General features: G+C 45.2%; 28 protein-coding genes. 24 read left to right on the forward strand and 4 right to left on the reverse strand.

Features of this window, described 5'->3' with window-relative positions:
• Positions 1 to 37: 37 nt before the first annotated feature.
• Positions 38 to 346, reverse strand: coding sequence for a high-potential iron-sulfur protein (locus ICN11_RS02645; protein WP_216133322.1), 309 nt, complete (start codon positions 344 to 346; stop codon positions 38 to 40).
• 199 nt (positions 347 to 545) lie between these two features.
• Between ICN11_RS02645 and ICN11_RS02650 the strand changes: the two genes are divergently transcribed.
• The 7 genes from ICN11_RS02650 (at position 546) to ICN11_RS02680 (ending at position 4,513) form a co-directional block, all read left to right on the forward strand.
• Positions 546 to 1,130, forward strand: coding sequence for a rhodanese-like domain-containing protein (locus tag ICN11_RS02650; RefSeq protein WP_216229025.1), 585 nt, complete (start codon positions 546 to 548; stop codon positions 1,128 to 1,130).
• Between the two features lie 163 nt (positions 1,131 to 1,293).
• Positions 1,294 to 1,818 carry a YeeE/YedE thiosulfate transporter family protein gene (locus ICN11_RS02655; protein WP_216229026.1) on the forward strand — a complete coding sequence of 175 codons (525 nt, stop codon included), beginning with the start codon at positions 1,294 to 1,296 and terminating at the stop codon, positions 1,816 to 1,818.
• 1 nt (position 1,819) lies between these two features.
• Positions 1,820 to 2,389: a YeeE/YedE thiosulfate transporter family protein gene (locus ICN11_RS02660; protein ID WP_216229027.1), complete on the forward strand. Its 570-nt coding sequence runs from the start codon at positions 1,820 to 1,822 to the stop codon at positions 2,387 to 2,389.
• Positions 2,390 to 2,409: 20 nt separating this feature from the next.
• Positions 2,410 to 2,643 (forward strand): hypothetical protein, encoded by a 234-nt coding sequence (locus ICN11_RS02665; RefSeq protein WP_216229028.1) that lies wholly within the window; start codon positions 2,410 to 2,412, stop codon positions 2,641 to 2,643.
• Between the two features lie 9 nt (positions 2,644 to 2,652).
• Positions 2,653 to 3,276 (forward strand): hypothetical protein, encoded by a 624-nt coding sequence (locus ICN11_RS02670; RefSeq protein WP_216229029.1) that lies wholly within the window; start codon positions 2,653 to 2,655, stop codon positions 3,274 to 3,276.
• A 13-nt stretch (positions 3,277 to 3,289) separates the two neighbouring features.
• Positions 3,290 to 4,267 (forward strand): sulfurtransferase, encoded by a 978-nt coding sequence (locus tag ICN11_RS02675; protein ID WP_216229030.1) that lies wholly within the window; start codon positions 3,290 to 3,292, stop codon positions 4,265 to 4,267.
• A gap of 30 nt (positions 4,268 to 4,297) precedes the next feature.
• The gene (locus ICN11_RS02680; RefSeq protein ID WP_216229031.1) at positions 4,298 to 4,513 is read left to right on the forward strand and encodes a DUF2892 domain-containing protein; all 216 of its coding nucleotides are present in this window, start codon (positions 4,298 to 4,300) and stop codon (positions 4,511 to 4,513) included.
• 65 nt (positions 4,514 to 4,578) lie between these two features.
• On the opposite strand, the gene ICN11_RS02685 is transcribed toward ICN11_RS02680, so the two are convergent.
• On the reverse strand, positions 4,579 to 5,688 hold the full coding sequence (locus ICN11_RS02685; protein WP_216229032.1) for an ABC transporter ATP-binding protein: 1,110 nt from the start codon (positions 5,686 to 5,688) through the stop codon (positions 4,579 to 4,581).
• Positions 5,688 to 6,338, reverse strand: coding sequence for a molybdate ABC transporter permease subunit (modB, locus tag ICN11_RS02690; RefSeq protein WP_216229033.1), 651 nt, complete (start codon positions 6,336 to 6,338; stop codon positions 5,688 to 5,690). The genes ICN11_RS02685 and modB overlap by 1 nt, the downstream gene beginning before the upstream one ends.
• Positions 6,339 to 6,438: 100 nt before the next feature.
• On the opposite strand from modB, the gene ICN11_RS02695 reads away from it, so the two are divergent.
• From ICN11_RS02695 to mnmH, 17 genes are all read left to right on the forward strand, one after another.
• Positions 6,439 to 6,780, forward strand: a complete 342-nt coding sequence (locus tag ICN11_RS02695; protein ID WP_216229034.1) for a metalloregulator ArsR/SmtB family transcription factor — start codon at positions 6,439 to 6,441, stop codon at positions 6,778 to 6,780.
• 80 nt (positions 6,781 to 6,860) lie between these two features.
• Positions 6,861 to 8,216, forward strand: a complete 1,356-nt coding sequence (soxC, locus tag ICN11_RS02700) for a sulfite dehydrogenase (RefSeq protein WP_370623591.1) — start codon at positions 6,861 to 6,863, stop codon at positions 8,214 to 8,216.
• Positions 8,200 to 9,279, forward strand: a complete 1,080-nt coding sequence (locus tag ICN11_RS02705; protein WP_216229036.1) for a c-type cytochrome — start codon at positions 8,200 to 8,202, stop codon at positions 9,277 to 9,279. Before soxC ends, ICN11_RS02705 begins: the two co-directional genes overlap by 17 nt.
• Positions 9,280 to 9,365: 86 nt before the next feature.
• A complete protein-coding gene (gene soxY, locus ICN11_RS02710) occupies positions 9,366 to 9,818 on the forward strand; it encodes a thiosulfate oxidation carrier protein SoxY (RefSeq protein ID WP_216229037.1) in 453 nt (150 codons plus the stop codon).
• Between the two features lie 56 nt (positions 9,819 to 9,874).
• Positions 9,875 to 10,183, forward strand: a complete 309-nt coding sequence (gene soxZ, locus ICN11_RS02715) for a thiosulfate oxidation carrier complex protein SoxZ (protein ID WP_015421154.1) — start codon at positions 9,875 to 9,877, stop codon at positions 10,181 to 10,183.
• 55 nt (positions 10,184 to 10,238) lie between these two features.
• Positions 10,239 to 11,054, forward strand: coding sequence for a sulfur oxidation c-type cytochrome SoxA (gene soxA, locus ICN11_RS02720; RefSeq protein ID WP_216133308.1), 816 nt, complete (start codon positions 10,239 to 10,241; stop codon positions 11,052 to 11,054).
• Positions 11,055 to 11,073: 19 nt separating this feature from the next.
• Positions 11,074 to 11,712: a sulfur oxidation c-type cytochrome SoxX gene (soxX, locus tag ICN11_RS02725; protein WP_216133307.1), complete on the forward strand. Its 639-nt coding sequence runs from the start codon at positions 11,074 to 11,076 to the stop codon at positions 11,710 to 11,712.
• A gap of 44 nt (positions 11,713 to 11,756) precedes the next feature.
• Positions 11,757 to 13,487 (forward strand): thiosulfohydrolase SoxB, encoded by a 1,731-nt coding sequence (gene soxB / locus ICN11_RS02730; protein WP_216229038.1) that lies wholly within the window; start codon positions 11,757 to 11,759, stop codon positions 13,485 to 13,487.
• 23 nt (positions 13,488 to 13,510) lie between these two features.
• Positions 13,511 to 13,936 (forward strand): DsrE family protein, encoded by a 426-nt coding sequence (locus ICN11_RS02735; RefSeq protein WP_216229039.1) that lies wholly within the window; start codon positions 13,511 to 13,513, stop codon positions 13,934 to 13,936.
• Positions 13,937 to 13,960: 24 nt separating this feature from the next.
• A complete protein-coding gene (locus ICN11_RS02740; protein ID WP_216229040.1) occupies positions 13,961 to 14,893 on the forward strand; it encodes an MBL fold metallo-hydrolase in 933 nt (310 codons plus the stop codon).
• Positions 14,894 to 14,953: 60 nt separating this feature from the next.
• Positions 14,954 to 15,268 (forward strand): hypothetical protein, encoded by a 315-nt coding sequence (locus tag ICN11_RS02745; RefSeq protein ID WP_255539861.1) that lies wholly within the window; start codon positions 14,954 to 14,956, stop codon positions 15,266 to 15,268.
• Positions 15,269 to 15,289: 21 nt separating this feature from the next.
• Positions 15,290 to 16,411 carry a YeeE/YedE family protein gene (locus ICN11_RS02750; RefSeq protein ID WP_216229041.1) on the forward strand — a complete coding sequence of 374 codons (1,122 nt, stop codon included), beginning with the start codon at positions 15,290 to 15,292 and terminating at the stop codon, positions 16,409 to 16,411.
• Between the two features lie 24 nt (positions 16,412 to 16,435).
• Entirely contained in the window at positions 16,436 to 16,873 is a 438-nt protein-coding gene (locus ICN11_RS02755) for a YeeE/YedE family protein (protein WP_216229042.1), read from the forward strand.
• A 3-nt stretch (positions 16,874 to 16,876) separates the two neighbouring features.
• Positions 16,877 to 17,308 (forward strand): DUF6691 family protein, encoded by a 432-nt coding sequence (locus ICN11_RS02760; protein WP_216229043.1) that lies wholly within the window; start codon positions 16,877 to 16,879, stop codon positions 17,306 to 17,308.
• Between the two features lie 58 nt (positions 17,309 to 17,366).
• Complete coding sequence (locus ICN11_RS02765; RefSeq protein ID WP_216229044.1) at positions 17,367 to 17,711, forward strand: TIGR01244 family sulfur transferase; 345 nt, start codon at positions 17,367 to 17,369, stop codon at positions 17,709 to 17,711.
• Positions 17,712 to 17,770: 59 nt separating this feature from the next.
• On the forward strand, positions 17,771 to 18,148 hold the full coding sequence (locus ICN11_RS02770) for an acyl-CoA thioesterase (RefSeq protein WP_370623588.1): 378 nt from the start codon (positions 17,771 to 17,773) through the stop codon (positions 18,146 to 18,148).
• A gap of 8 nt (positions 18,149 to 18,156) precedes the next feature.
• Complete coding sequence (gene mnmH / locus ICN11_RS02775; RefSeq protein ID WP_216229046.1) at positions 18,157 to 19,230, forward strand: tRNA 2-selenouridine(34) synthase MnmH; 1,074 nt, start codon at positions 18,157 to 18,159, stop codon at positions 19,228 to 19,230.
• Here the strand turns inward: mnmH and ICN11_RS02780 are convergent.
• A complete protein-coding gene (locus tag ICN11_RS02780) occupies positions 19,227 to 20,405 on the reverse strand; it encodes an acyl-CoA dehydrogenase (RefSeq protein ID WP_216229047.1) in 1,179 nt (392 codons plus the stop codon). The genes mnmH and ICN11_RS02780 overlap by 4 nt on opposite strands.
• Positions 20,406 to 20,473 lie beyond the last annotated feature (68 nt).

Consider the following 20,473-nt stretch of genomic DNA (forward strand, 5'->3'; position numbering starts at 1 on the left):
GCCGAAGCAGCTTTTTTATACAGAAGCTAATTTGGCATTAAGCCTTTTTAGCATAAGCAGAGCACCAGCCTTTACCAGCAACTTTCTTAGTGCCAAACAAAGAGCAGCCGCCAGTCGCGTCGCCTACTTTACCTTGGAATAAAGCGCAGTTGTCACACTCTTGGCCGGCAGCGTATTTTGCATACTTTGCTTTATCAACTGATGTTGCTACAGCCTTGTAACCCAACGCAGCAGCTTGTGGATCAGTTTCAGAAACCATTGCTTGAGCTTGAACTTTTCCGTTCAAAGCCAAGGTGCAAGCACCAGCAGCGGACAAAATCATAAATTGGCGACGACTATTTTTCATGTGGATTCCATTATTTAGGTCAATAAAAGGGTTTATTACTAGCTATTGGGATATTAAAGGGGATAACACCAACAACAATAGGGGTTTCTCAGGATTAAGTTTGGCAACACTTGGCCTCACACTGTGAAATTATGCGTTAATGCGTATATAAGCATTTAAATAGCCATTTTATTGGCAGATAAATAATAAGAGGGGTTTTATGAAAAAGTTTTTATCAATTGGTCTGCTGCTTGCATCCAGCATGGTTTCTGCCCAGTCGGCCGCACCTGCCAATCCTGAGTTGCTCCAAATTATCGATAAATCCACCAAATTTGTTGTAAACACTCCTAAGGGCCCTGTGGAAATTACTCGCGTAATGACCCCATGCGCTAAGAATAAGGGCTGGTTGCAGCCGCTAATCCCAATTAAGGGGGTTGTTCCTGTTGATGAGATTGATGTTTTAAATGCGCTCAATGACAAGGACTCCATTGTTGTAGATATGCGGGTTGTTGATGATCGCGTAAAAGGTACTATTCCAGGTTCTGTCGGCATTCCCTATACGGAAGTAGCTATGCGTATGGATGAGTTAGGCTGCAAAAAGCCAGTTGCTGGTTCAACCAAATGGGATTGCTCTAAAGCTAAGAAGATTTACGCTTTCTGTAATGGTCCGGTGTGTCCGCAGAGTCCAATGGCGATGGCTGCCATGACTCGCGATGGCTTTCCAGCTACAAAGATTTATTACTACCGTGGTGGCATGCTTGATTGGGATGCTTTGGGTTTGACTACGGTTAAAGGTGAGTTCTAAGGCTTTCCATTAATCTTCGTTTCTTATGGGGCTTTATGGCCCCATTTTTTTTTGTACCTCAAATTCACTGCAATTCACTGCAATTCATACTTGACTCTTTCTTTTCTCGGTAATAATATATAATTAAATATATTATTAATACCTTAATTGAGGTCATTTGAAGATGAGTGAAAAAAATCAGAATTGTCCAGCGCCGTACTGGAATCCGCTTATTGCAGGGATTCTGCTTGGTATTGTGCTTCTAGCAACATTTGTTGTCACTGGTCATGGTTTGGGTGCCACAGGATTCATAACTCGCCTAACAGCCTGGTTTGGAATGTATCTAATGCCCGCCGCAACAAATGCTAATGAGTATTTGGGTGGAATGGTTGAAGAGGGCAGGCCTCTGGATGCTTGGATTAGTTGGCAAGTTGTAGGCGTTGCCCTTGGCGCCTTACTATCAGCCTTTTTTGCCGGAAGAATCGCGGTGAAGTTTGACGGCAAGCGCTATTTAGGTGGTTCTAGTCGACCATTTACGGCTTTATTTGGTGGATTATTGGCGGGCTTTGGCGCACGTATTGCTGCTGGCTGTACAAGCGGCCTGGGTCTATCAGGAGCAGCGGTGCTTAGCCTTGCTGGGTTTACCTTTCTGGGTACATTCTTTGCTGTTGGCCTCTTGGCTAGCCGCTTTATGAAAGAGGAGAAATAAGATGGGAACAATTCTTTCTGGACTATTACTTGGTGGAGCTTTTGGCTTTGTGCTTGAGCGCGCCGGCTTTGGTAATCCCAATAAATTAACAGGCCAGTTTCGCCTAACAGACTGGTCTGTATTTAAAGTCATGTTTACTGCAATCGTATTTGCAGCTGTTGGACTGTTGATATTGGAAAAGGTTGGCGTTGTAGATAGTGGCAGCCTCTTTGTTCCGCCATCATTTTTAGGTGCCGCTGCCTTAGGTGGTGCATTTGTTGGGGCTGGTTTTGCTATCGGTGGCTATTGCCCTGGAACTTCAGTGGTTGGACTCATGTCTGGTCGCATTGATGCTGGAATCTTTTTAATCGGATTGCTGCTTGGAACAAGCATATTTGCCGGCATATACCCAAGTATTGAGTCCCTCACCACACTTGGTGAAATTGCCAATGCCGATTCATTGCCAGAGCTCTTGAGTGTTTCTAGCCTATCCATTGATGTCGCAATGGTGATTGCGGCGGTTGGTGTATTTGCATTGGGATCTTGGATGGAAAAGAAATCACGTGGCCCTGTTAGCTCGCAAGAAATTTAATACTTTAAAAGGAAAAAATAATGTCTAAAAAATCAACTGTAGTTGCATTAGCTTTAGCATTGGCAGGACTGGCATCAGCTCCGATGGCAAATGCAGCGGATGCTCCAGCAACACCGGCTGGCGCCGAGCAAAAAAATCCTTGCGGTCCAAAGAAGGATGCATCCAACCCATGTGGCCCAGCTAAGAAGAAGGCGGCTAATCCCTGTGGACCAGCAAACCCCTGTGGACCGAAAAAGCGTAAATCAGCTGACTAATTCATAAACGTGTTGATCCAATCCACTCTCTGTATGGCTGCTCAAGAAATTGCAAGCATCCAAACACGATACGCAAGAAAGGGTGTAACCCTTAGCGAGGTAGCGCTTTGTGGCGCCAAGGAGTTTATTGAGTGGAATCATTACCCAGCAAATGACTTAGTGGACGAAGTCAGCGGTTATGAGTTTTATTACCACGCACATTCTTCGGATGAGATGGTTGATGATGAGCATGGCCATTTCCACTTATTTAAGAGATTTGGGCATGATTTCCATCACCTCATTGGGATTGCGTTAAATCAGCAAGGTTTGCCTGTTCGACTATTCACTACCAATCAATGGGTTACTGGTGAAAAGTTTGTATCAGCAAAATCGGTAGTCGCTGAGCTACGTAATTTTGATATGGTAATAAAAGGCAGAATGGGGCCAATCGCACGCTGGATTAGCGCATTAACAAAACTATATTTTATCGACATGGAAAAGCTGATCCTGAGCCGAGACCAAAAAATTCGCGAGCTCAAGATCGAGCTTGGAGATTTGGAGAGTGCATTGGATTCGAAGAGTCATCATGTTTTAACGGAAAGCAAGATTGATTTATTGGATCAGCTTTCGCAGCATTTATTACCTGAAAATTAACCTAGGAGTTCAAATGAAAAAGATGCAAGTAGGGCTGGCTTTAGCCATCGCAAGCTTTATCGGAATTGTTCAGGCTGTGACATTGCCTGGTCCAGTAGTCAGCGCAGAGTGGTTGGCGGCCAACCAATCAGAGGTTCAAGTACTTGAAGTTCGCGGTGATGTTGCTAGCTACACGCGTGCCCCTGAATTTGAAGTCGATAAAAAGACGGGTAAGAAATTTTTGGTTGAGGTAGGCGGGCATATTCAGGACTCAACATTATTGGATTTCAAAAGAGTTAGGACTGACAGAATGATTGATGGGAAGAAGATTAAATATCTCATTCCTGAAAAGGCAGACTTTGAAAAGATCATTCAGTCTGTAGGAGTCAATTCTGATAAGCCGATTATTTTGGTGCCCGTTGGTCTTGATATTTCAGATATTGATGAAGCCTTACGTGCTTATTGGCAATTTAAGGTTTACGGCGAAGACAATATTGCTGTATTGGATGGCGGTATGGCTGGCTGGCTATCTGAAGGCCGTGATTATTCTGTTGCGTCATCTGTTAAATCGAATGGAACTTGGCTCGGCAAAGCTGAGCGTAAAGAATTAATTGCCAATTCGGAGCAGGTAGCCCTTGCCTCAAAAACAGGTAAATCTACCTTGATTGATGCTCGTCAGCCTGTTCAGTTTTTTGGTCTTAGCAAGCGTGACTATGTAGGGGCTTATGGGCATATCGCTGGAGCGAAAGAACTGGCGCCTGAGTTATTGGCAAAGCCAGCAAAAGGAGCATTGTATTTCTGGGATAAGAATACCTATAACTCCTTATTTACTGCTAACGGCATTAACCCTAAGGCACCTGCAATTAGCTATTGCAATAGTGGTCACTTAGCTGCTGGCGGTTGGTTTGTGATGTCTGAGTTGATTGGTAATAAATCTACCAAACTCTATGATGGGTCTTTATACCTTTGGACTTTAGAAGGCCGTCCATTGGTAGGTGTATCTCTGAACTAATCTGTACTTAATTTTAAAAAGGATGTTGATATGAAATGCAATGTTGGCGGAATTGACCGCATGTTACGTATTATTGTTGGATTGGTGTTAATTGGTTTGGCTATTACAGGATCGACTGGTGCTTGGGCTTGGATTGGTATTGTTCCTTTGGCAACAGGACTGTTTAGATTCTGCCCAGCCTACCCATTGTTAGGAATTAATACTAGTGGGAGCGGTTCTTGTGGTGGAGGCGGTTGCTCTAAGTAATTCCGCCTATATCGATGCGCTTGCTTGGATGAGAGTCTTGTAAGCGCATTTTTTGCATCAGAGTTCTACTGATCAACAAAGCGACGTGGGTCATTAATGGGTCGCAATGGCATGATATGAATTTGATTTCCATCTAGCTCGAGATGCATTAGCGCTCCAGTCTGCATCTGTAATCTGTTGACTTCAGCTGCAGACGCCTCCCATTCAACTGTATTTTCGCTATCTTGAATTCGCAATTGAATGACTGCTATCTGGCCAAGCGCGCTCATCTTCTCAACCAGTGCAGGCACGCTAGTCTGAGTCGGTTTGTTATGAACGCTTAAGCCACTCTGAGGAATGACCCAGGCAACACGTGCTTTGGGAGGAATCTTTCCTTTATCTGCAACACTAAAAACTGTGTTGCACCCATCCCAACTCAAGCTACCAGAGTCAAATACGCCTTGAAACATATTGCTAATACCAACTAATTCCGCAACTCGGGAATTCCTTGGTCTTTCAAATAAAACTCTTGGGGCAGCAGTTTGCAAACTAATGCCCTGATCTATGACGGTAATCCGGTCAGCCAATAAATCAGCCTCACGTAAGTCATGCGTCACCAAGATCATGGGAATATTTAAGTCTGTACGAAGCTGTGCCAAGGTCTTATATAAGCCTTGACGTGTTGGAGCGTCGATTGCTGAAAATGGCTCATCCAATAGCAAGACTTTGGGTTGTCTAGCCAGGGCTCTGGCGAGGGCAACACGTTGCTGCTGTCCACCAGATAGTTGGTGTGGCAATCTATCTGCAAGATCAGCTATACCCATGCGATCCAATAGATCCAGGCTAACTTTCTTACGTTCAGATGTATTGAGACCGGAATTTTGCAAGGGAATTGTCACATTGCCCAGTGCATTGAGATGCGGAAAGAGCGCGTACTGCTGGAATAAGAATCCACATGAGCGTTCTGCAGGTGAAAGCTGCCGGACTTTACCACCTAGATCATCGGTTTCAAACCAGACCTCGCCATTACATTCAATTTTTCCTCTAGATGGCGCGTTTAGGCCGGCAATGGTTCTAAGAGCTGTAGTTTTACCGCTCCCGGAGGGGCCGACCAAAGCGTGTAAGTCTCCCGGTGCGCATTCCAAGCTGATTTGCAGTGGGCTAGGAGTGTTTTGACTAATCTTTACCTTTAGCATTAGCTGATACCTCTACGACGATTTGGGTTGCGACCAAATATTCCGTACGAGAGTGCTATGCACACTAAAGATGATCCCAAGAGCACAAGCGCCAAAGAGCCTGCACCCGAGGCGTCAAAACTCTGTACCTTGTCATAAATTGCAATGGAGGCAGTTTTTGTTTCCCCTGGAATTGCGCCGCCAACCATGAGGACAACGCCGAACTCGCCAAGAGTATGAGCGAAGGTAAGGGCGGCGGCACCAGTAATGCCTCGCCAGGATAGTGGCAGCTCAATCAAGCGAAAGATTTGCCAGTTGCTTAGACCGCTCACTTGGGCAGCCTCACGAATTTCAGGATTGATGGCCTCAAATGCTCTTTGAATAGGTTGAATGGCAAATGGGATATTCACAATCAGCGAGGCAAGAAGGATGCCTGTGAATGAAAACACAAGGGGAATACCGAAAATACTGGTATTTCCGAATGAAACCAGGAAGTAGTAGCCCAAAACAGTAGGTGGAAGCACCAAAGGAAGGGCTAGAACGGCTTCAAGCCATGGACGGCTTTTATTGAGCTTGGTTAGCTTATGAGCAACCCAAACCCCAAATGGGAGCATCAAAGCCATGGTCCAAAAAGCGAGCTTTAAGGACAGCAGAATTGCATCAATATCCATTTTTTGATTGTATTGCCTTTGTGGACTAGGGTATCCCACTATATAAGTGTTTTAGTCTTGGGTGTCCAATATATGCACGTATACGCATATATTAATACCAGTGAATATCAAAGCAAAAGTCAAAAAAGCCACCAAAGATCTTTCTCCTAAAGCGATGGAAAAGGTTTTCGCGCGCGTAGCAGATTATTTCAGCGTACTTTCCGAGCCATCACGCCTGCGCATCATGTATGCCGTGTGTAGCGGCGAGAAGTCTGTATCTGAAGTTATTGAGTTGTGCGGCTCCAGTCAGGCTAACGTTTCACGCCATCTTGCCGCTCTCCACAAGGCGGGAATATTGCTGAGACGCAAAGAGGGCACGACTGTCTTTTACTCAATTGCTGACAACGCTACTGTAGAGATGTGTCAAACGGTGTGCGCGAAGATTGCTGAAAGTTTGCATTAATTTTTTAAGTATCTATTCATCAAAGTAGAGATCACATGACCAAAAAACAAATAGAGATTAGTGCGCAGGATATTGGTGCTATCGAAAAGCCGGCTAACCAGGCGCGCCTTGTTAAGGCGCCTGAGCATTTTATCTCCCAAGAGCTTATCGCCGATATCAATGCCAATGGTTTAGATGAGAATCGTCGCGGCTTTTTGCGCAAGGGCTTTATGTCTGCTCTAGGCGGTGCGGCGGCTGGCTTAACAGCACCACTGGCTATGGCTGCAGGCGAGGGTGATCCTGCGATCCTTGAGAAGCAAGAATGGCAAACCACTCTTGGTAAGAATGTGGCAACAATGCCTTATGGCGTGCCATCTATTTATGAGTCCAACTTGATTCGTCGTGAGTCTCCAGGTTTAACACGAGTTTCAGCGGCCTCGGTTGCCTTCACTCCATTGCAAGGTTTATTCGGAACCATTACTCCAAATGGATTGCATTTTGAGCGTCATCACCAGGGTTGGTACAACATTAACCCTGAAACCCATCGCTTGATGGTCAATGGTTTGGTGAAAAACCCACGTGTTTTCACGATGAACGATTTAATGCGCTTGCCATCTGTTTCTCGTACCCACTTTATTGAGTGTGGCGCCAATACTGGTCTTGAGTGGGGCAACGTAGCCGTACCTACTGTTCAGTACACACACGGAATGCTTTCTTGCTGTGAGTTCACCGGTGTTCCATTAAAGGTCTTGCTCGAAGAGTGTGGTGCTGATCTCAAAAAAGGCAAGTTCATGCTTGCCGAAGGTGGCGATGGCTCAGGTATGACTCGTACCATCAATCTTGAGAGCTGTTTGAATGACACCATCGTGGCTTGGGCGATGAATGGTGAGATGTTGCGTCCTGAAAATGGATTCCCATTGCGCTTGGTAGTTCCTGGCGTGCAGGGTGTTAGCTGGGTTAAATGGTTGCGTCGCCTGGAAGTGGGTGATATGCCATGGAATGCAAAAGACGAAGCGGTTCACTATATTGAGCTCATGCCTGACGGAACGCATCGTCAGTACGCATCGATTCAGGAATGTAAATCGGTCATCACCACTCCATCGGGTGGTCAGCAGTTGCTAGATAAAGGTTTCTACAACGTGAGTGGTATGGCTTGGTCAGGCCGCGGAAAAATTACACGTGTAGACGTTTCATTTGATGGCGGAAATAACTGGCGTACTGCTCGCCTAGAGACTCCAGTTCTTACGAAGTCCATTACTCGCTTCAATATTGATTGGGTTTGGGACGGCTCTCCCGCGATTCTGCAATCCCGTGCGATGGATGACACTGGCTATATTCAACCCTCGATCAAGACTCTGCGTAATGTTCGCGGCACTAGATCTATTTATCACAACAATGCAATTCAATCATGGAAATTGGATTCAAACGGCGAGGTGAGCAATGTTCAAGTTGGATAAATTTAGTATTGGCCTAGGCTTTGCGGCGCTCATCGCAATTACTGCGCAACAAGCGTTAGCGCAGTCTGGTTCAGCCAAATTCCCTGGTATTGGTAGAGCGGCTACTCCTGCGGAGGTTGCCGCCTGGGATATTGATGTTCGCCCCGACTTTAAAGGTTTGCCAAAGGGATCTGGCTCTGTCGAAAAAGGCCAAGTAATTTGGGAGACTAAGTGTGCAAGCTGTCACGGCACATTTGGTGAGTCTAATGAGATCTTCACTCCGATTGCTGGTGGTACTACTAAGGATGATGTCAAAACGGGTAAGGTAGCTTCATTAAAGGATATGAAGCAGCCGCAACGTACAACCCTCATGAAGGTGCCTACGGTATCTACATTATGGGATTACATTTATCGCGCGATGCCATGGAATGCACCAAGATCACTAACACCTGACGATACTTACGCGGTTGTTGCGTTTATCTTGAGTCTAGGCGAGATTGTTCCTGATGATTTTGTGCTGAGCGATAAAAATATTGCCGATGTCAAAATGCCGAATCGTAACGGCATGACCACAAAGCATGGCTTCTGGAATGTAAAAGACAAGCCGGACGTTAATGGAAATTCTTGCATGCATAACTGCGTACCATTTGTCCAAATCGGCTCAACATTGCCTGACTTTGCTCGAAATGCGCATGACAATATTGCAGAGCAAAACCGTATGTATGGCCCATATCGTGGCGCAGATTCAACCAAGCCACCATTAAAAGCATTGCCTGGCGCAGCCGGCGAGGGTTTGGCTCATGCCAAGGATACGCATTCAGCCGCTAAAAAAGGTCCAGCAGCTTTGTTCCAAAGCGAGAATTGCTCCGCTTGTCATGCTCCTAATGCAAAGCTAGTTGGCCCATCTATAGCTGATATTGCCAAGAAATATGACGGTCAGAGTGGCGCCCTGGACAAGCTAATGGCAAAGGTTAAATCTGGAGGTGCTGGTGTGTGGGGCTCCATTCCAATGCCACCACAAGCTCAACTTTCCGATGAGGACCGCAAGACTTTAGTAACTTGGGTGCTATCTGGTGGCAAATAAAAATAGCTAACTAGGTGGTAACCACCATGTTTTAATGCAAAATAGGTAATAAATTGATAGAAGTAAAGATTAATAAAGGAGTTTTTATGAATCAGCAGCGTCGTAGTTTATTGAAGTATTCAGCAGTATTTGGCTTGATGGCTTCGGCAGGTCTCATTAGTACTGCACAAGCTCAAGAGTGGAACAAGGCCGCTTTTGAAGGCAAGGGTATTGATGATGTATTTAAGATCTTGGGCGCTGGTAGTCCAGATAAATCATCTGCAGTGACTTTGAATGCTCCGGATATCGCTGAAAACGGCGCAGTTGTTCCTGTTGGAATCACTTCCACACTGAAGGCTGAGCAAATGGCTATCTTGGTTGAAAAGAATCCAAGTTCATTAGCAGCTCAATTCTTTATCCCAGCTGGCACTGATTCATTTGTAACAACCCGTATCAAGATGGGTCAAACATCCAATGTATACGGCTTAGTAAAAGCTGACGGCAAGTGGTTAATGACTGTTAAAGAAGTCAAGGTAACGCTTGGTGGTTGCGGCGGTTAATTCCGAAGCAAGTAGATAAATACGATTCACTTATATAGATTAAAAGAGGAACCAAAATGGCTGATCCAATGCGCGTAAGAGCTGCTGAAAACGGCGGTACTGTAGATGTAAAAATTTTGATGAAACACGATATGGAATCTGGTCAGCGTAAAGACGCTTCAGGCAAAACTATTCCTGCTTGGTTCATCAGCACGATTAATGTAAAAGCCAATGGTAAAGATGTATTCAATGGTCAATTTGGTCCAGCAGTTTCTAAGGATCCATTCTTGAACTTTAAGTACAAGGGTGCTAAGGGTGACAAGATTGTTGTGACTTGGAACGATAGCAAGGGTGACAAGCGTACTGACGAAGCAACTGCTTCTTAATTGCTTTTTGCTTTAATAAATCATCACCGCCTCCGTGGTTCTGAAAGGGTAGGAAATGCAGCGTAAATTGACCTTAGGGTTAGCTACTGGTTTAGTGGCAACTTTATTAACAATGACATCTTCGGTGTCAGCACAAAAAAGTGCTACAGACGATATTGCCAAATATCGAGAGATGATTGCAGATGGCAACCCTTCAGAGCTCTACGAGGCGGCTGGCGAAGATTTATGGAAGAAACCAGCGGGCCCTAAAAATGCCACGCTTGAAAAATGTAATTTAGGTTTAGGCCCAGGCGTAGTTAAAGGCGCTGCAGCACAACTACCGCGCTACTTTAAAGATACCAATAAGGTTCAGGATCTTGAATCCCGCTTGATGACCTGTATGCAAGTTCTACAAGGTCGCGATCCGCAAGAGATGATCGATGCACCATTCCAAAAGGGTCCTAAAAAGGATATGGAGGCGATTGTTGCTTACGTTGTAACCCAGTCTAAGGGTGACAAGATTAAGGTAAGCACTGCGCATCCAAAAGAGAAAGAAATGTATGACCTCGGGAAGCGTGCCTTTTTCTTCCAGGGCGGACCGATGGATTTCTCATGCGCATCTTGCCACTCCGAAAATGGAAAGCGCATTCGTTTGCAAGATTTACCAAATATCACGGAACAAAAGGGTGCCGCTTTAGGTTGGGGCTACTGGCCTGCATACCGTGTTTCTAGTGGTCAGTTTTGGACAATGCAGCAACGTTTGAATGATTGCTATCGTCAACAGCGTTTCCCTTTCCCAATCTATGGCTCTGATGTCACCATGGCTTTGTCAATGTATATGGCAAAGAACGCTAATGGCGGCACAGTTGAAACACCTGGCTTGAAGCGTTAATAGATAAGAGACGACGAAAATGAAAATGACACACTTAAAACAACTCTTAGCTATTTCTGGATTTATTTTTGCCGCTGGCTTGGTGCAGACACCTGCTCTTGCTCAGCAAAAAAATGACCCTAAATTCAATAAGATGATGCAAGACAGCTTTAGGGCTCAAGGCATTGCTGGTTTGGATCGCATTGATCAGGATGCAACGCAGAAATTCTGTTCAGATCCTCAATTTGCTAACAGCAAGCAGGGCGAGGCTATGCGTGAAAAAATTCAGAAAATGAATATGGACACGATTCAACAGCCGTCAGATGGCAAGTACATCGGCGACTGGAAGAATGGCGAAAAAATTGCCCAAAGCGGTCGTGGTGCAACGTGGTCTGATAAGGCTGATACCGTGATCGGTGGAGGTTGCTATAACTGTCACCAAATCGATCCAAAAGAAATCTCCTATGGAACTATTGGCCCTTCATTATCCGGCTATGGAAAAATGCGTGGCTACTCTCCAGAGGTTATTACCTACACTTGGAACCGCATTAATAATGCGAAGGCTTACAACGCATGCAGCAATATGCCGCGTATCGCCCACTTCAAGCTCTTGAATGAGAAACAAATTCAGGATGTCATGGCTTTATTGCTTGACCCAGAATCACCTGTAAATAAATAACAGATCTAAACAGGCCGAAAGGCCTGTTTTCTTAAGGAAATACTATGTCTTTAAATCGTCGTGAGTTTTTGCAAGCGCTAGCTATCGCATCCGCTGGTGGCATGAGTTTGCAATCCAACTTTGCTAGCGCACAAACTACTGCGCAAAAATTCTATGACTTGCCGAAATTCGGTAATGTCCACTTTCTGCATTTCACAGATTGCCATGCGCAACTCCTGCCAATCTATTTCCGCGAACCTAACGTTAATTTAGGTATTGGTGCGCAAGAAGGTAAGACGCCGCATTTAGTTGGCGAATATTTCCTTAAGGCTAACGGTATTGCAGCAGGTACACGTGATGCCCATGCATTCACTTATTTAGATTATGTGGCTGCAGCACAAAATTACGGCAAGATGGGTGGCTTCGCCCATATGGCAACCTTGATTAAGCAAATTAAATTAAGCCGTCCAGGCGCATTGCTATTAGATGGTGGTGACACTTGGCAGGGCTCCGGTACGGCACTTTGGACCAATGGCCAGGATATGGTTGATGCAGCTTTGCTGTTGGGTGTTGATGTTATGACTCCTCACTGGGAGATGACTCTTGGTGAGAAGCGCGTAATGGAAATCGTCAATGGCGATTTCAAGGGCAAGGTTTCTTTTGTTGCCCAAAATATTAAGACCGCTGACTTTGGTGACTCTGTATTTAATCCCTACGTGATGAAAGTTCAGAACGGGATCCAAGTAGCCATCATTGGACAGGCATTCCCATACACGCCAATTGCTAACCCTCGCTATTTCACTCCTGATTGGACATTCGGCATTCAGGAAGAGAATCTTCAAAAGACAATTAATGAAGTGAAGGCCAAGGGAGCAAAGGTTGTCGTATTGCTTTCGCATAACGGCATGGACGTTGATTTGAAGATGGCTTCTCGCGTTACTGGTTTGGATGCCATTATGGGTGGCCATACGCATGATGGTGTACCAATTCCAGTTAAGGTTAAGAATTCCGGCGGCGTCACTTTGGTTACCAATGCAGGCTCCAATAGCAAGTTCTTGGGCGTACTGGACTTTGATGTGAAGGGCGGCAAGCCAGTTGATTTCCGCTACAAACTCTTCCCAATCTTCTCGAATATGATTCCGGCTGATCCGGCTATGAATAAGCTGATTGCTAAAGTTCGCGCTCCATACGAGGCAAAGTTGAATGAGAAGTTAGCTACTACAGATGGTCTTTTATATCGTCGTGGCAACTTTAATGGTAGCTTCGACCAATTAATTTTGGATGGATTGATGGCTCAGAAGAATGCAGAGATTGCGTTCTCTCCAGGCTTCCGCTGGGGTACTAGCTTATTGCCGGGTCAGGCCATCACCCGTGAGAACCTATTGGATCAAACTGCTATTACCTATCCATACACCACAGTTACGAATATGACTGGTGAGACTATCAAGACAATTCTTGAGGACGTTGCAGATAACTTATTTAACCCTGATCCGTATTACCAGCAGGGCGGCGATATGGTTCGTGTCGGTGGTATGCAATACACCATCGACCCTGCAGCATCCGCAGGTAAGCGCATTAGCGATATGCGTTTAAATGGCAAGGACATAGATCCAAGCAAGATTTATAAAGTCGCTGGTTGGGCTCCCGTAAGTGAAGAGGCTAGAAATGCTGGTGGTGAGCCGATCTGGGATGTAATCGAGCGTCATTTACGCGATGTGAAGGTTGTGAAGGCTGTGAAGCTAAACGAGCCAATCATTAAAGGCGTAAAAAATAACCCTGGAATGGTTTCAATCTAATTATTACTAATCAGAGATACATCATGAAAAAATTACTTCAGTGCCTCGTTACTTCTTTTGCTTTTTTTACTTTAGCTGCTCATGCTGCTGGTCCCACTGAAGTGGTTTATCACATTGATGATGCGGAGACTCAGGGCATTAAAGGCCTGCGTAATATCCGCAACCACTTGGATGTATCTCCACAAACCAAGATCATTGTTGTTACCCATGCTAATGGGGTAGACATCATGATGGAAGGTGCAAAAGATAAGAAGAATGGAATTGAATATGCACCCCTAGTTGGCGCTTTGAAGTCACGGGGAGTGCGTTTCGAGGTCTGCGAGATTACCTTAAAGAATCGTAATCTTAAGAAGGATCAATTTATTCTCGATACTGACTTCACACCATCCGGGGTTGTTCGTGTTGCTGATCTTCAGTACCAAAATCATTTCGCTTACATAAAGCCTTAATTGTTTTCTGTGACGGCCATTCGGATGCGCTCGCTTCTTCTTGGTGCTTTCTCGATTTTCTTATCTGTAACTACGGTTTATGCGGCGGATGATTTAATTCTTAAGCCTATCCAGGTAGCGCCACACACTTATTTCGTGCAAGGCCTTGCTGAAATGGGTAACAGCAAGAATCAGAATTTCATTTCCAATGCAGGGTTTGTTATTACGCCTAAGGGCGTAGTAGTTGTTGATGCATTAGGTTCGCCGGTTCTCGCAAAGAAGCTGATAGCTGAAATCAAAAAGATCACACCTCAGAAAGTGGTTGCAGTCATTGTGACTCACTACCATGCCGATCACGTCTATGGCCTGCAAGAGTTTAAAAATATTGGCGCAAAGATTTATGCACAAGGCGAGGGTAGAAATTACCTTTCCTCAGAAACTGCTAAGCAGCGACTAATTGCCTCCCGTGTTGATTTCGCACCCTGGGTGAATTCCTCGACCAAGTTAATGGGCGCCGATGTATGGATAGATCAAAGCTATACGCTGACAGTAGGCGGAATTGAATTCAAGATCGGGAGGGTAGGCCCTGCTCATGCTCCTGAAGACTTGATTATTTACGTCCCCTCCGAGAAAGTCCTTTTTGCTGGAGATTTGGTATTCCGAGGACGCATTCCTTTTGTTGGTAATGCAGATAGTAGGGGGTGGCTGCATGCTTTGGATGAAATTCAAGCATTGAATCCCAGCATCGTCATTCCAGGTCATGGCGCCTATTCAAGCAATCCAGCTGAAGATATCCTTTTTACCAGGGAGTATTTGAAGTATTTGCGTGAATCGATGACCAAATCGGCTGTCAATATGGATCCTTTCGAAGAGGCCTATCAGCAGGCAGATTGGTCTGAATACGAAGGAATGCCCTTATTTAGGGCTGCAAACCGCATGAATGCCTATAACGTTTACCTCTCAATTCAGGCGGAATAAGGCAAATTTGTCGTCTGGGCTTTAAAATAGTCGTTTACTTCGCTAAATGACTGATTTCAAATGAAATTACCACTGATAAAGCTTTGCATTGCCATTTTTGCATCCCTTGGGCTGCATTTATCTGCCTTCGCAACGCCAGATCTGGCAAACGGCAAGAAGATTGATCAACAGAAATGCTACGCCTGCCATGCCAAGAAATCTGGTTTTGGTAATGGCGACATGATCTACACACGTAGCGATAGCAAGGTTAAAAATCTCCAGAACTTAAAGTCGATGGTTGCTATGTGTAATACAGAGCTCCGTCTCGATCTTTTCCCTGAGGATGAGGCTGATGTCACAGCCTTTCTCAATAAACAGTTTTATAAATTTAAATAATTTCAGTAAAGAATTTTGATTATGGATGCGGTAGATATTTCCTCCCTTAGCAAATCCGTTTTATTTGCTACCTTTGCAATTACCTTTTTGCTTGGTGCGGTGATGCAGAAAACTGGTTTTTGCAGCATGGGTGCGGTTTCGGATATTTTTATTATGTCTAGCTGGGGTCGCTTAAAGCAGTGGTTCCTAGCTATTGGCGTTGCTATTGTTGGTTTTGCTCTGATGTCTTATGTTGGGCTGATTGATCCATTAAAGAGCATGTATACCGGCAGTAAGCTCTTGTGGCTATCTACTATTGTGGGCAGCACGCTATTTGGCTTTGGTATGGTGCTTTCCTCTGGGTGCGGAAGCAAGACTCTAGTTCGCATTGGCGGCGGCAATCTGAAGTCCATCGTTGTGTTTATGGTTCTTGGACTCTCCGCCTATATGACCATGAAGGGCTTTCTCGGTGTCATTCGTATTAATACGCTGGATTCTGTTTTCATAGGGCTTAATACACCACAAGATTTGCCAAGCATTTTGAGCCCAGTTACTGGCATTGCTCGAGCTAACTTACATTTAGCTCTCGGATTAATAATTGGTTTCGCTTTTATTGCATACGCTTTAGCTAGCAAGGCTTTTTGGACAGCGGAAAATCTGTTTGCCGGCATATTTGTCGGTCTAGCTATTTGCGCTGTATGGTGGGTGTCTGGTAGCTTGGGCTATGTTGCTGAGGATCCAAATACTTTAGAAGAGGTCTTCTTGGTTACCAACTCTGGTCGTATGGAGAGTCTTTCTTTTGTAGCCCCTTATGCCTACTCCTTAGATTGGCTAATGATGTATAGCGATACCTCCAAGGTCATTACCGTTGGCATTGCCGCAGTGATTGGGATGATTACAGGCTCTGCATTTGTTTCTATATTCACCAAGTCTTTTCGTTGGGAAAGCTTTCGTAATACCGAAGACACTGCCAATCACTTGATTGGCGCTACGCTCATGGGCTTTGGCGGTGTGACAGCACTTGGTTGCACCGTAGGCCAGGGCTTGAGTGGAATCTCCACCTTGGCCATCGGTTCAATACTTGCCCTACCAGGATTTATCTTTGGCGCATATTTGGCTCTGCGTTATTTGGAGTCTCGTAATGCGCCCAATCCCTGCAGTTAACCCTTTTTTATTAAGAAAAATCAGATGCAGATAGACTGGTTGGCTTTTACTCCTGGCCCCGCATTTTTCGGTGGAATGCTATTGGGCATTGCTGCGGCCTTATATGTCATTTTGCATGGTCGCATCCTTGGGATCAGCGGAATTGTTTCTGGTCTGCTTACACCCAAAGAAGCTGACATCAATTGGCGCATAAGTCTCGTATTGGGACTGTTGAGTGCGCCGTTTTGGGCAAGCTTGTTACTTGACCTGCATACAACAACAGTAATTGATGCTGATTGGTTTGCCATCATCATTGCCGGTCTTCTAGTAGGCTTTGGTGCCCACTACGGTTCAGGCTGCACCAGTGGACATGGTGTGTGTGGTTTATCTCGCTTATCTCCAAGATCTTTAGTGGCCACTATCTCTTTTATGACCGCAGGATTTCTTACAGTCTTTGTCGTTCGCCATGTGTTGGGTCTGTAAATCATGAGAAGACATTTCAATTTTTATAGCCAGTATTTGATTGGTGTTTTATTCGGTATTGGCCTGATCATTTCCGGCATGAGTAACCCTCAAAAGATTCTCAATTTTCTTGACCTTGCGGGCAATTGGGATCCATCTTTAATCCTTGTGATGGCTGGAGCGATTCTGGTTGGCTTAGGCGGTTTTTACTTGGTCTCTCAGCGTACGGAAGCTTTTTTTGGTGGTGCTCTCCATATCCCCACCAGAAGAGATATTTCCAAGCCTCTCGTCATTGGTAGTCTGATTTTTGGTGCAGGGTGGGGCATTGCTGGATTTTGTCCTGGTCCCGCAATTGTTGCTCTCGGAGCTGGTCACATCAAGGCTTTAGTCTTTATAGTGGCAATGCTTGCTGGCATGGCTATTTGCAACCGTTTCTTTACGGGCCACAAAAAGTAAGTCTGATTTAGAATCTAAGTATTTAGTTTTTAATACTTTTTTACTTTTTGAGGTCTAAATGAGTCTTCCTATTGCTTGCCATACCGATCAATTCGGTACGCTCGGTCAAATCGACCCAAGTCACTTAGCTGAGATCGTTAAACAGGGTTACAAAAGCGTAATCAATAATCGCCCTGATTTTGAAGGTGGCCCTGATCAACCTGCTAATGCACAAATTCAGGCGCAAGCTGAAGCGCTAGGCTTGAACTACGCTTATTTGCCAGTCATACCCGGCGCATTTACGCCTGATCAAGTTGTTGAGATGGCACGCTTGTTAAAAACAATGCCTGGTCCCATATTAGCCTTTTGCAGATCAGGTGCCCGCTCTACCAATTTGTATCAAATGGCACTACAAGTTCGTTAATCTTTTATTAGAAACTTATGCGCATCGAGATCCCAACGGAGAAAAAGTTTGTTCATCAAATGAACATGCCTATCCGCTGGGGTGATATGGATGCATTTGGTCACGTCAACAATACGGTGTACTTTCGTTACATGGAGCAGGCTAGGGTGGAGTGGATCACCTCCCTTGGTTATAGTGTTGCCCCTGGCGATGAATCCATGTTGATGATTAATGGTTTTTGTAATTTTCATCAACAGCTTGCCTATCCAGGTGAGCTGATACTAAAGACGTATATCGGAAATATTGGACGCTCAAGTCTAGATGTCTATACAACTATGGCGTTGAATTCTGAACCGGATGTGATGGCTGCCGTTGGCGGAGCAACCATGGTTTGGGTTGATCTGAAGACCGGTAAATCATCGCCTTGGCCTGATCATGTGATCAATAAGCTGCGCTAGGACATTATTTGCAACCTAGCAATCCACACATTCTCGGCATTGAAAAATTAGCATCGTCTTTAAATGAGTTTGATGCCATTATTGATGTTCGCTCCCCAGCTGAATTTGCCTTAGATCATATTCCTGGCGCCATTAATCTGCCTGTATTGAACAATGAAGAGCGTATAGAAGTCGGCACTCTGTATAAACAAGTATCGCCATTTGCGGCAAAGAAATTAGGCGCAGCCTATGTCTCTCGCAATATTGCTAATCATTTGGAAAATTCATTGATCGATTTTCCGAGGGAATGGCGTCCTTTGATTTATTGCTGGCGTGGTGGTGAGCGCAGCGGTGCATTTACCCATATCCTCAATCGCATAGGGTGGAAAGCCATGCAGCTACAAAGTGGATATCAAGGCTTTCGTCGTGTTGTGATTGATGGGCTCGATCAGGCTGCTAAAGATTTTTCTTTTCAAGTGATTGCCGGAATGACTGGAAGCGGCAAGACTCGCATTCTCCAGGAGATTGGCTCGCTCGGCCAACAAATCCTCGATCTTGAGGGCTTAGCTATTCACCGTGGCTCAGTCCTTGGCAATGAACCAAACATTGAGCAGCCCTCGCAAAAAGGTTTTGAAACCAATCTGTGGAATGCGTTGAATAAATTAGACTCCAGCAAGATTGTCTTTGTGGAGTCTGAAAGTAAAAAGGTAGGTGGCTTACATATTCCGGATCCATTAATGGAGCGGATTCGTGAAGGTCAATGCATAGAACTTCGTTCAAGTACCTCTACGCGAGTTTCATGGCTCCTGCGTGAGTACCGACATTTTTTATCGAATCCCGATAGCTTTAAGCAAAAGCTGGGCTTGTTAACGTCGCGTTATGGCAAGGTTCAAATTACTAAATGGCATGAGGCAATTGATGCAGGGAATTTTGAGAGTTTGGTTGAAGAGTTATTGGTGATGCATTACGACCCATCGTACCAATCTTCAATCGTTCGCAATTTTCCGAGCTATCGCGAAGATCACTTCGTACAACTTGAAAATGATAGTGATGAAGCTTTTGCAAAAACCGCAAAAGACCTCATCACCAAACTTGGTCTTTAACTAAAAGCCTGAATTCCAGTTTGTGCACGACCCAAAATCAGGGCGTGAATATCGTGCGTACCTTCATAGGTGTTGACGACTTCCAGATTGAGCATATGACGCACTACACCATATTCATCTGAGATACCGTTCCCACCATGCATGTCTCTAGCTAAGCGAGCTACATCCAAAGATTTTCCACAGGAGTTGCGCTTCATCATAGAAGTGATTTCAGGCGCAGCGATTCCTTCGTCTTTCATGCGGCCTAAACGTAGGCAGCCTTGAAGGGCTAGCGTAATTTCAGTTTGCATATCCGCAAGCTTTTTCTGAATCAGCTGATTAGCGGCGAGGGGGCGGTCAAACTGCTTGCGATCCATCGTGTATTGACGTGCGGCATACCAACACCACTCAGCAGCCCCAAGCGTACCCCAGGCGATGCCATAACGTGCAGAGTTAAGGCAAGTGAATGGACCTTTGAGTCCAGCAATTTCTGGGAATTCATTTTCTGCTGGAACAAATACTTCATCCATCACGATTTCGCCAGTAATGGAGGCGCGTAGACCCATCTTTCCGCTGATCTTGGGTGCTGATAGACCCTTCATGCCTTTTTCTAAGATAAAGCCCCTAATCAAGCCTTCATCATTTTTAGCCCACACAACAAATACATCTGCAATTGGAGAGTTGGAGATCCACATCTTAGAGCCCGTGAGCGAGAAGCCACCTGGAACTTTTTTCGCTCTGGTGATCATTCCGCCTGCATCTGAACCATAGTTAGGCTCTGTCAAACCAAAGCAGCCAATCCATTCGCCGGTAGCTAATTTTGGAAGGTATTTCTGTTTCTGGGCTTCACTACCAAATTCATTGATAGGCACCATGACTAAGGAGGACTGGACGCTCATCATCGAGCGGTAACCAGAATCCACGCGCTCAATTTCGCGGGCGATTAATCCATAGGAAACGTAATTGAGGTTTGCGCCACCGTACTGCTCAGGAATGGTGATTCCCAAAAGACCCAATTCACCCATTTCACGGAAGATTGCAGGGTCAGTTGTTTCGTTGCGATAGGCATCATGAATGCGCGGCATGAGACGGCCTTGAGCATACTCAGCGGCAGCATCACGCACCATGCGCTCATCTTCGGTTAATTGGGTGTCGAGGAGTAGGGGGTCTGCCCAGTTAAAACTAGCTTTACTCATGATTGTTAGTCGTCCTATTTTGGTTTTTGATACGCACCCTGTGAATTTTCAGGAATACAGATATTCTT

It is taken from the genome of Polynucleobacter sp. 78F-HAINBA (genome assembly GCF_018882325.1).
Taxonomy (GTDB): Bacteria; Pseudomonadota; Gammaproteobacteria; order Burkholderiales; family Burkholderiaceae; genus Polynucleobacter.

Excerpts from the sequence above, each read along its gene's own strand:
- ICN11_RS02645 (WP_216133322.1), bottom strand. The coding sequence starts at position 346 with ATGAAAAATAGTCGTCGCCAATTTATGATTTTGTCCGCTGCTGGTGCT.
- ICN11_RS02650 (WP_216229025.1), top strand. The coding sequence starts at position 546 with ATGAAAAAGTTTTTATCAATTGGTCTGCTGCTTGCATCCAGCATGGTT.
- ICN11_RS02655 (WP_216229026.1), top strand. The coding sequence starts at position 1,294 with ATGAGTGAAAAAAATCAGAATTGTCCAGCGCCGTACTGGAATCCGCTT.
- ICN11_RS02660 (WP_216229027.1), top strand. The coding sequence starts at position 1,820 with ATGGGAACAATTCTTTCTGGACTATTACTTGGTGGAGCTTTTGGCTTT.
- ICN11_RS02665 (WP_216229028.1), top strand. The coding sequence starts at position 2,410 with ATGTCTAAAAAATCAACTGTAGTTGCATTAGCTTTAGCATTGGCAGGA.
- ICN11_RS02675 (WP_216229030.1), top strand. The coding sequence starts at position 3,290 with ATGAAAAAGATGCAAGTAGGGCTGGCTTTAGCCATCGCAAGCTTTATC.
- ICN11_RS02680 (WP_216229031.1), top strand. The coding sequence starts at position 4,298 with ATGAAATGCAATGTTGGCGGAATTGACCGCATGTTACGTATTATTGTT.
- ICN11_RS02685 (WP_216229032.1), bottom strand. The coding sequence starts at position 5,688 with ATGCTAAAGGTAAAGATTAGTCAAAACACTCCTAGCCCACTGCAAATC.
- modB (WP_216229033.1), bottom strand. The coding sequence starts at position 6,338 with ATGGATATTGATGCAATTCTGCTGTCCTTAAAGCTCGCTTTTTGGACC.
- ICN11_RS02705 (WP_216229036.1), top strand. The coding sequence starts at position 8,200 with ATGTTCAAGTTGGATAAATTTAGTATTGGCCTAGGCTTTGCGGCGCTC.
- soxY (WP_216229037.1), top strand. The coding sequence starts at position 9,366 with ATGAATCAGCAGCGTCGTAGTTTATTGAAGTATTCAGCAGTATTTGGC.
- soxZ (WP_015421154.1), top strand. The coding sequence starts at position 9,875 with ATGGCTGATCCAATGCGCGTAAGAGCTGCTGAAAACGGCGGTACTGTA.
- soxA (WP_216133308.1), top strand. The coding sequence starts at position 10,239 with ATGCAGCGTAAATTGACCTTAGGGTTAGCTACTGGTTTAGTGGCAACT.
- soxX (WP_216133307.1), top strand. The coding sequence starts at position 11,074 with ATGAAAATGACACACTTAAAACAACTCTTAGCTATTTCTGGATTTATT.
- soxB (WP_216229038.1), top strand. The coding sequence starts at position 11,757 with ATGTCTTTAAATCGTCGTGAGTTTTTGCAAGCGCTAGCTATCGCATCC.
- ICN11_RS02735 (WP_216229039.1), top strand. The coding sequence starts at position 13,511 with ATGAAAAAATTACTTCAGTGCCTCGTTACTTCTTTTGCTTTTTTTACT.
- ICN11_RS02740 (WP_216229040.1), top strand. The coding sequence starts at position 13,961 with ATGCGCTCGCTTCTTCTTGGTGCTTTCTCGATTTTCTTATCTGTAACT.
- ICN11_RS02745 (WP_255539861.1), top strand. The coding sequence starts at position 14,954 with ATGAAATTACCACTGATAAAGCTTTGCATTGCCATTTTTGCATCCCTT.
- ICN11_RS02750 (WP_216229041.1), top strand. The coding sequence starts at position 15,290 with ATGGATGCGGTAGATATTTCCTCCCTTAGCAAATCCGTTTTATTTGCT.
- ICN11_RS02755 (WP_216229042.1), top strand. The coding sequence starts at position 16,436 with ATGCAGATAGACTGGTTGGCTTTTACTCCTGGCCCCGCATTTTTCGGT.
- ICN11_RS02760 (WP_216229043.1), top strand. The coding sequence starts at position 16,877 with ATGAGAAGACATTTCAATTTTTATAGCCAGTATTTGATTGGTGTTTTA.
- ICN11_RS02765 (WP_216229044.1), top strand. The coding sequence starts at position 17,367 with ATGAGTCTTCCTATTGCTTGCCATACCGATCAATTCGGTACGCTCGGT.
- ICN11_RS02770 (WP_370623588.1), top strand. The coding sequence starts at position 17,771 with ATGAACATGCCTATCCGCTGGGGTGATATGGATGCATTTGGTCACGTC.
- ICN11_RS02780 (WP_216229047.1), bottom strand. The coding sequence starts at position 20,405 with ATGAGTAAAGCTAGTTTTAACTGGGCAGACCCCCTACTCCTCGACACC.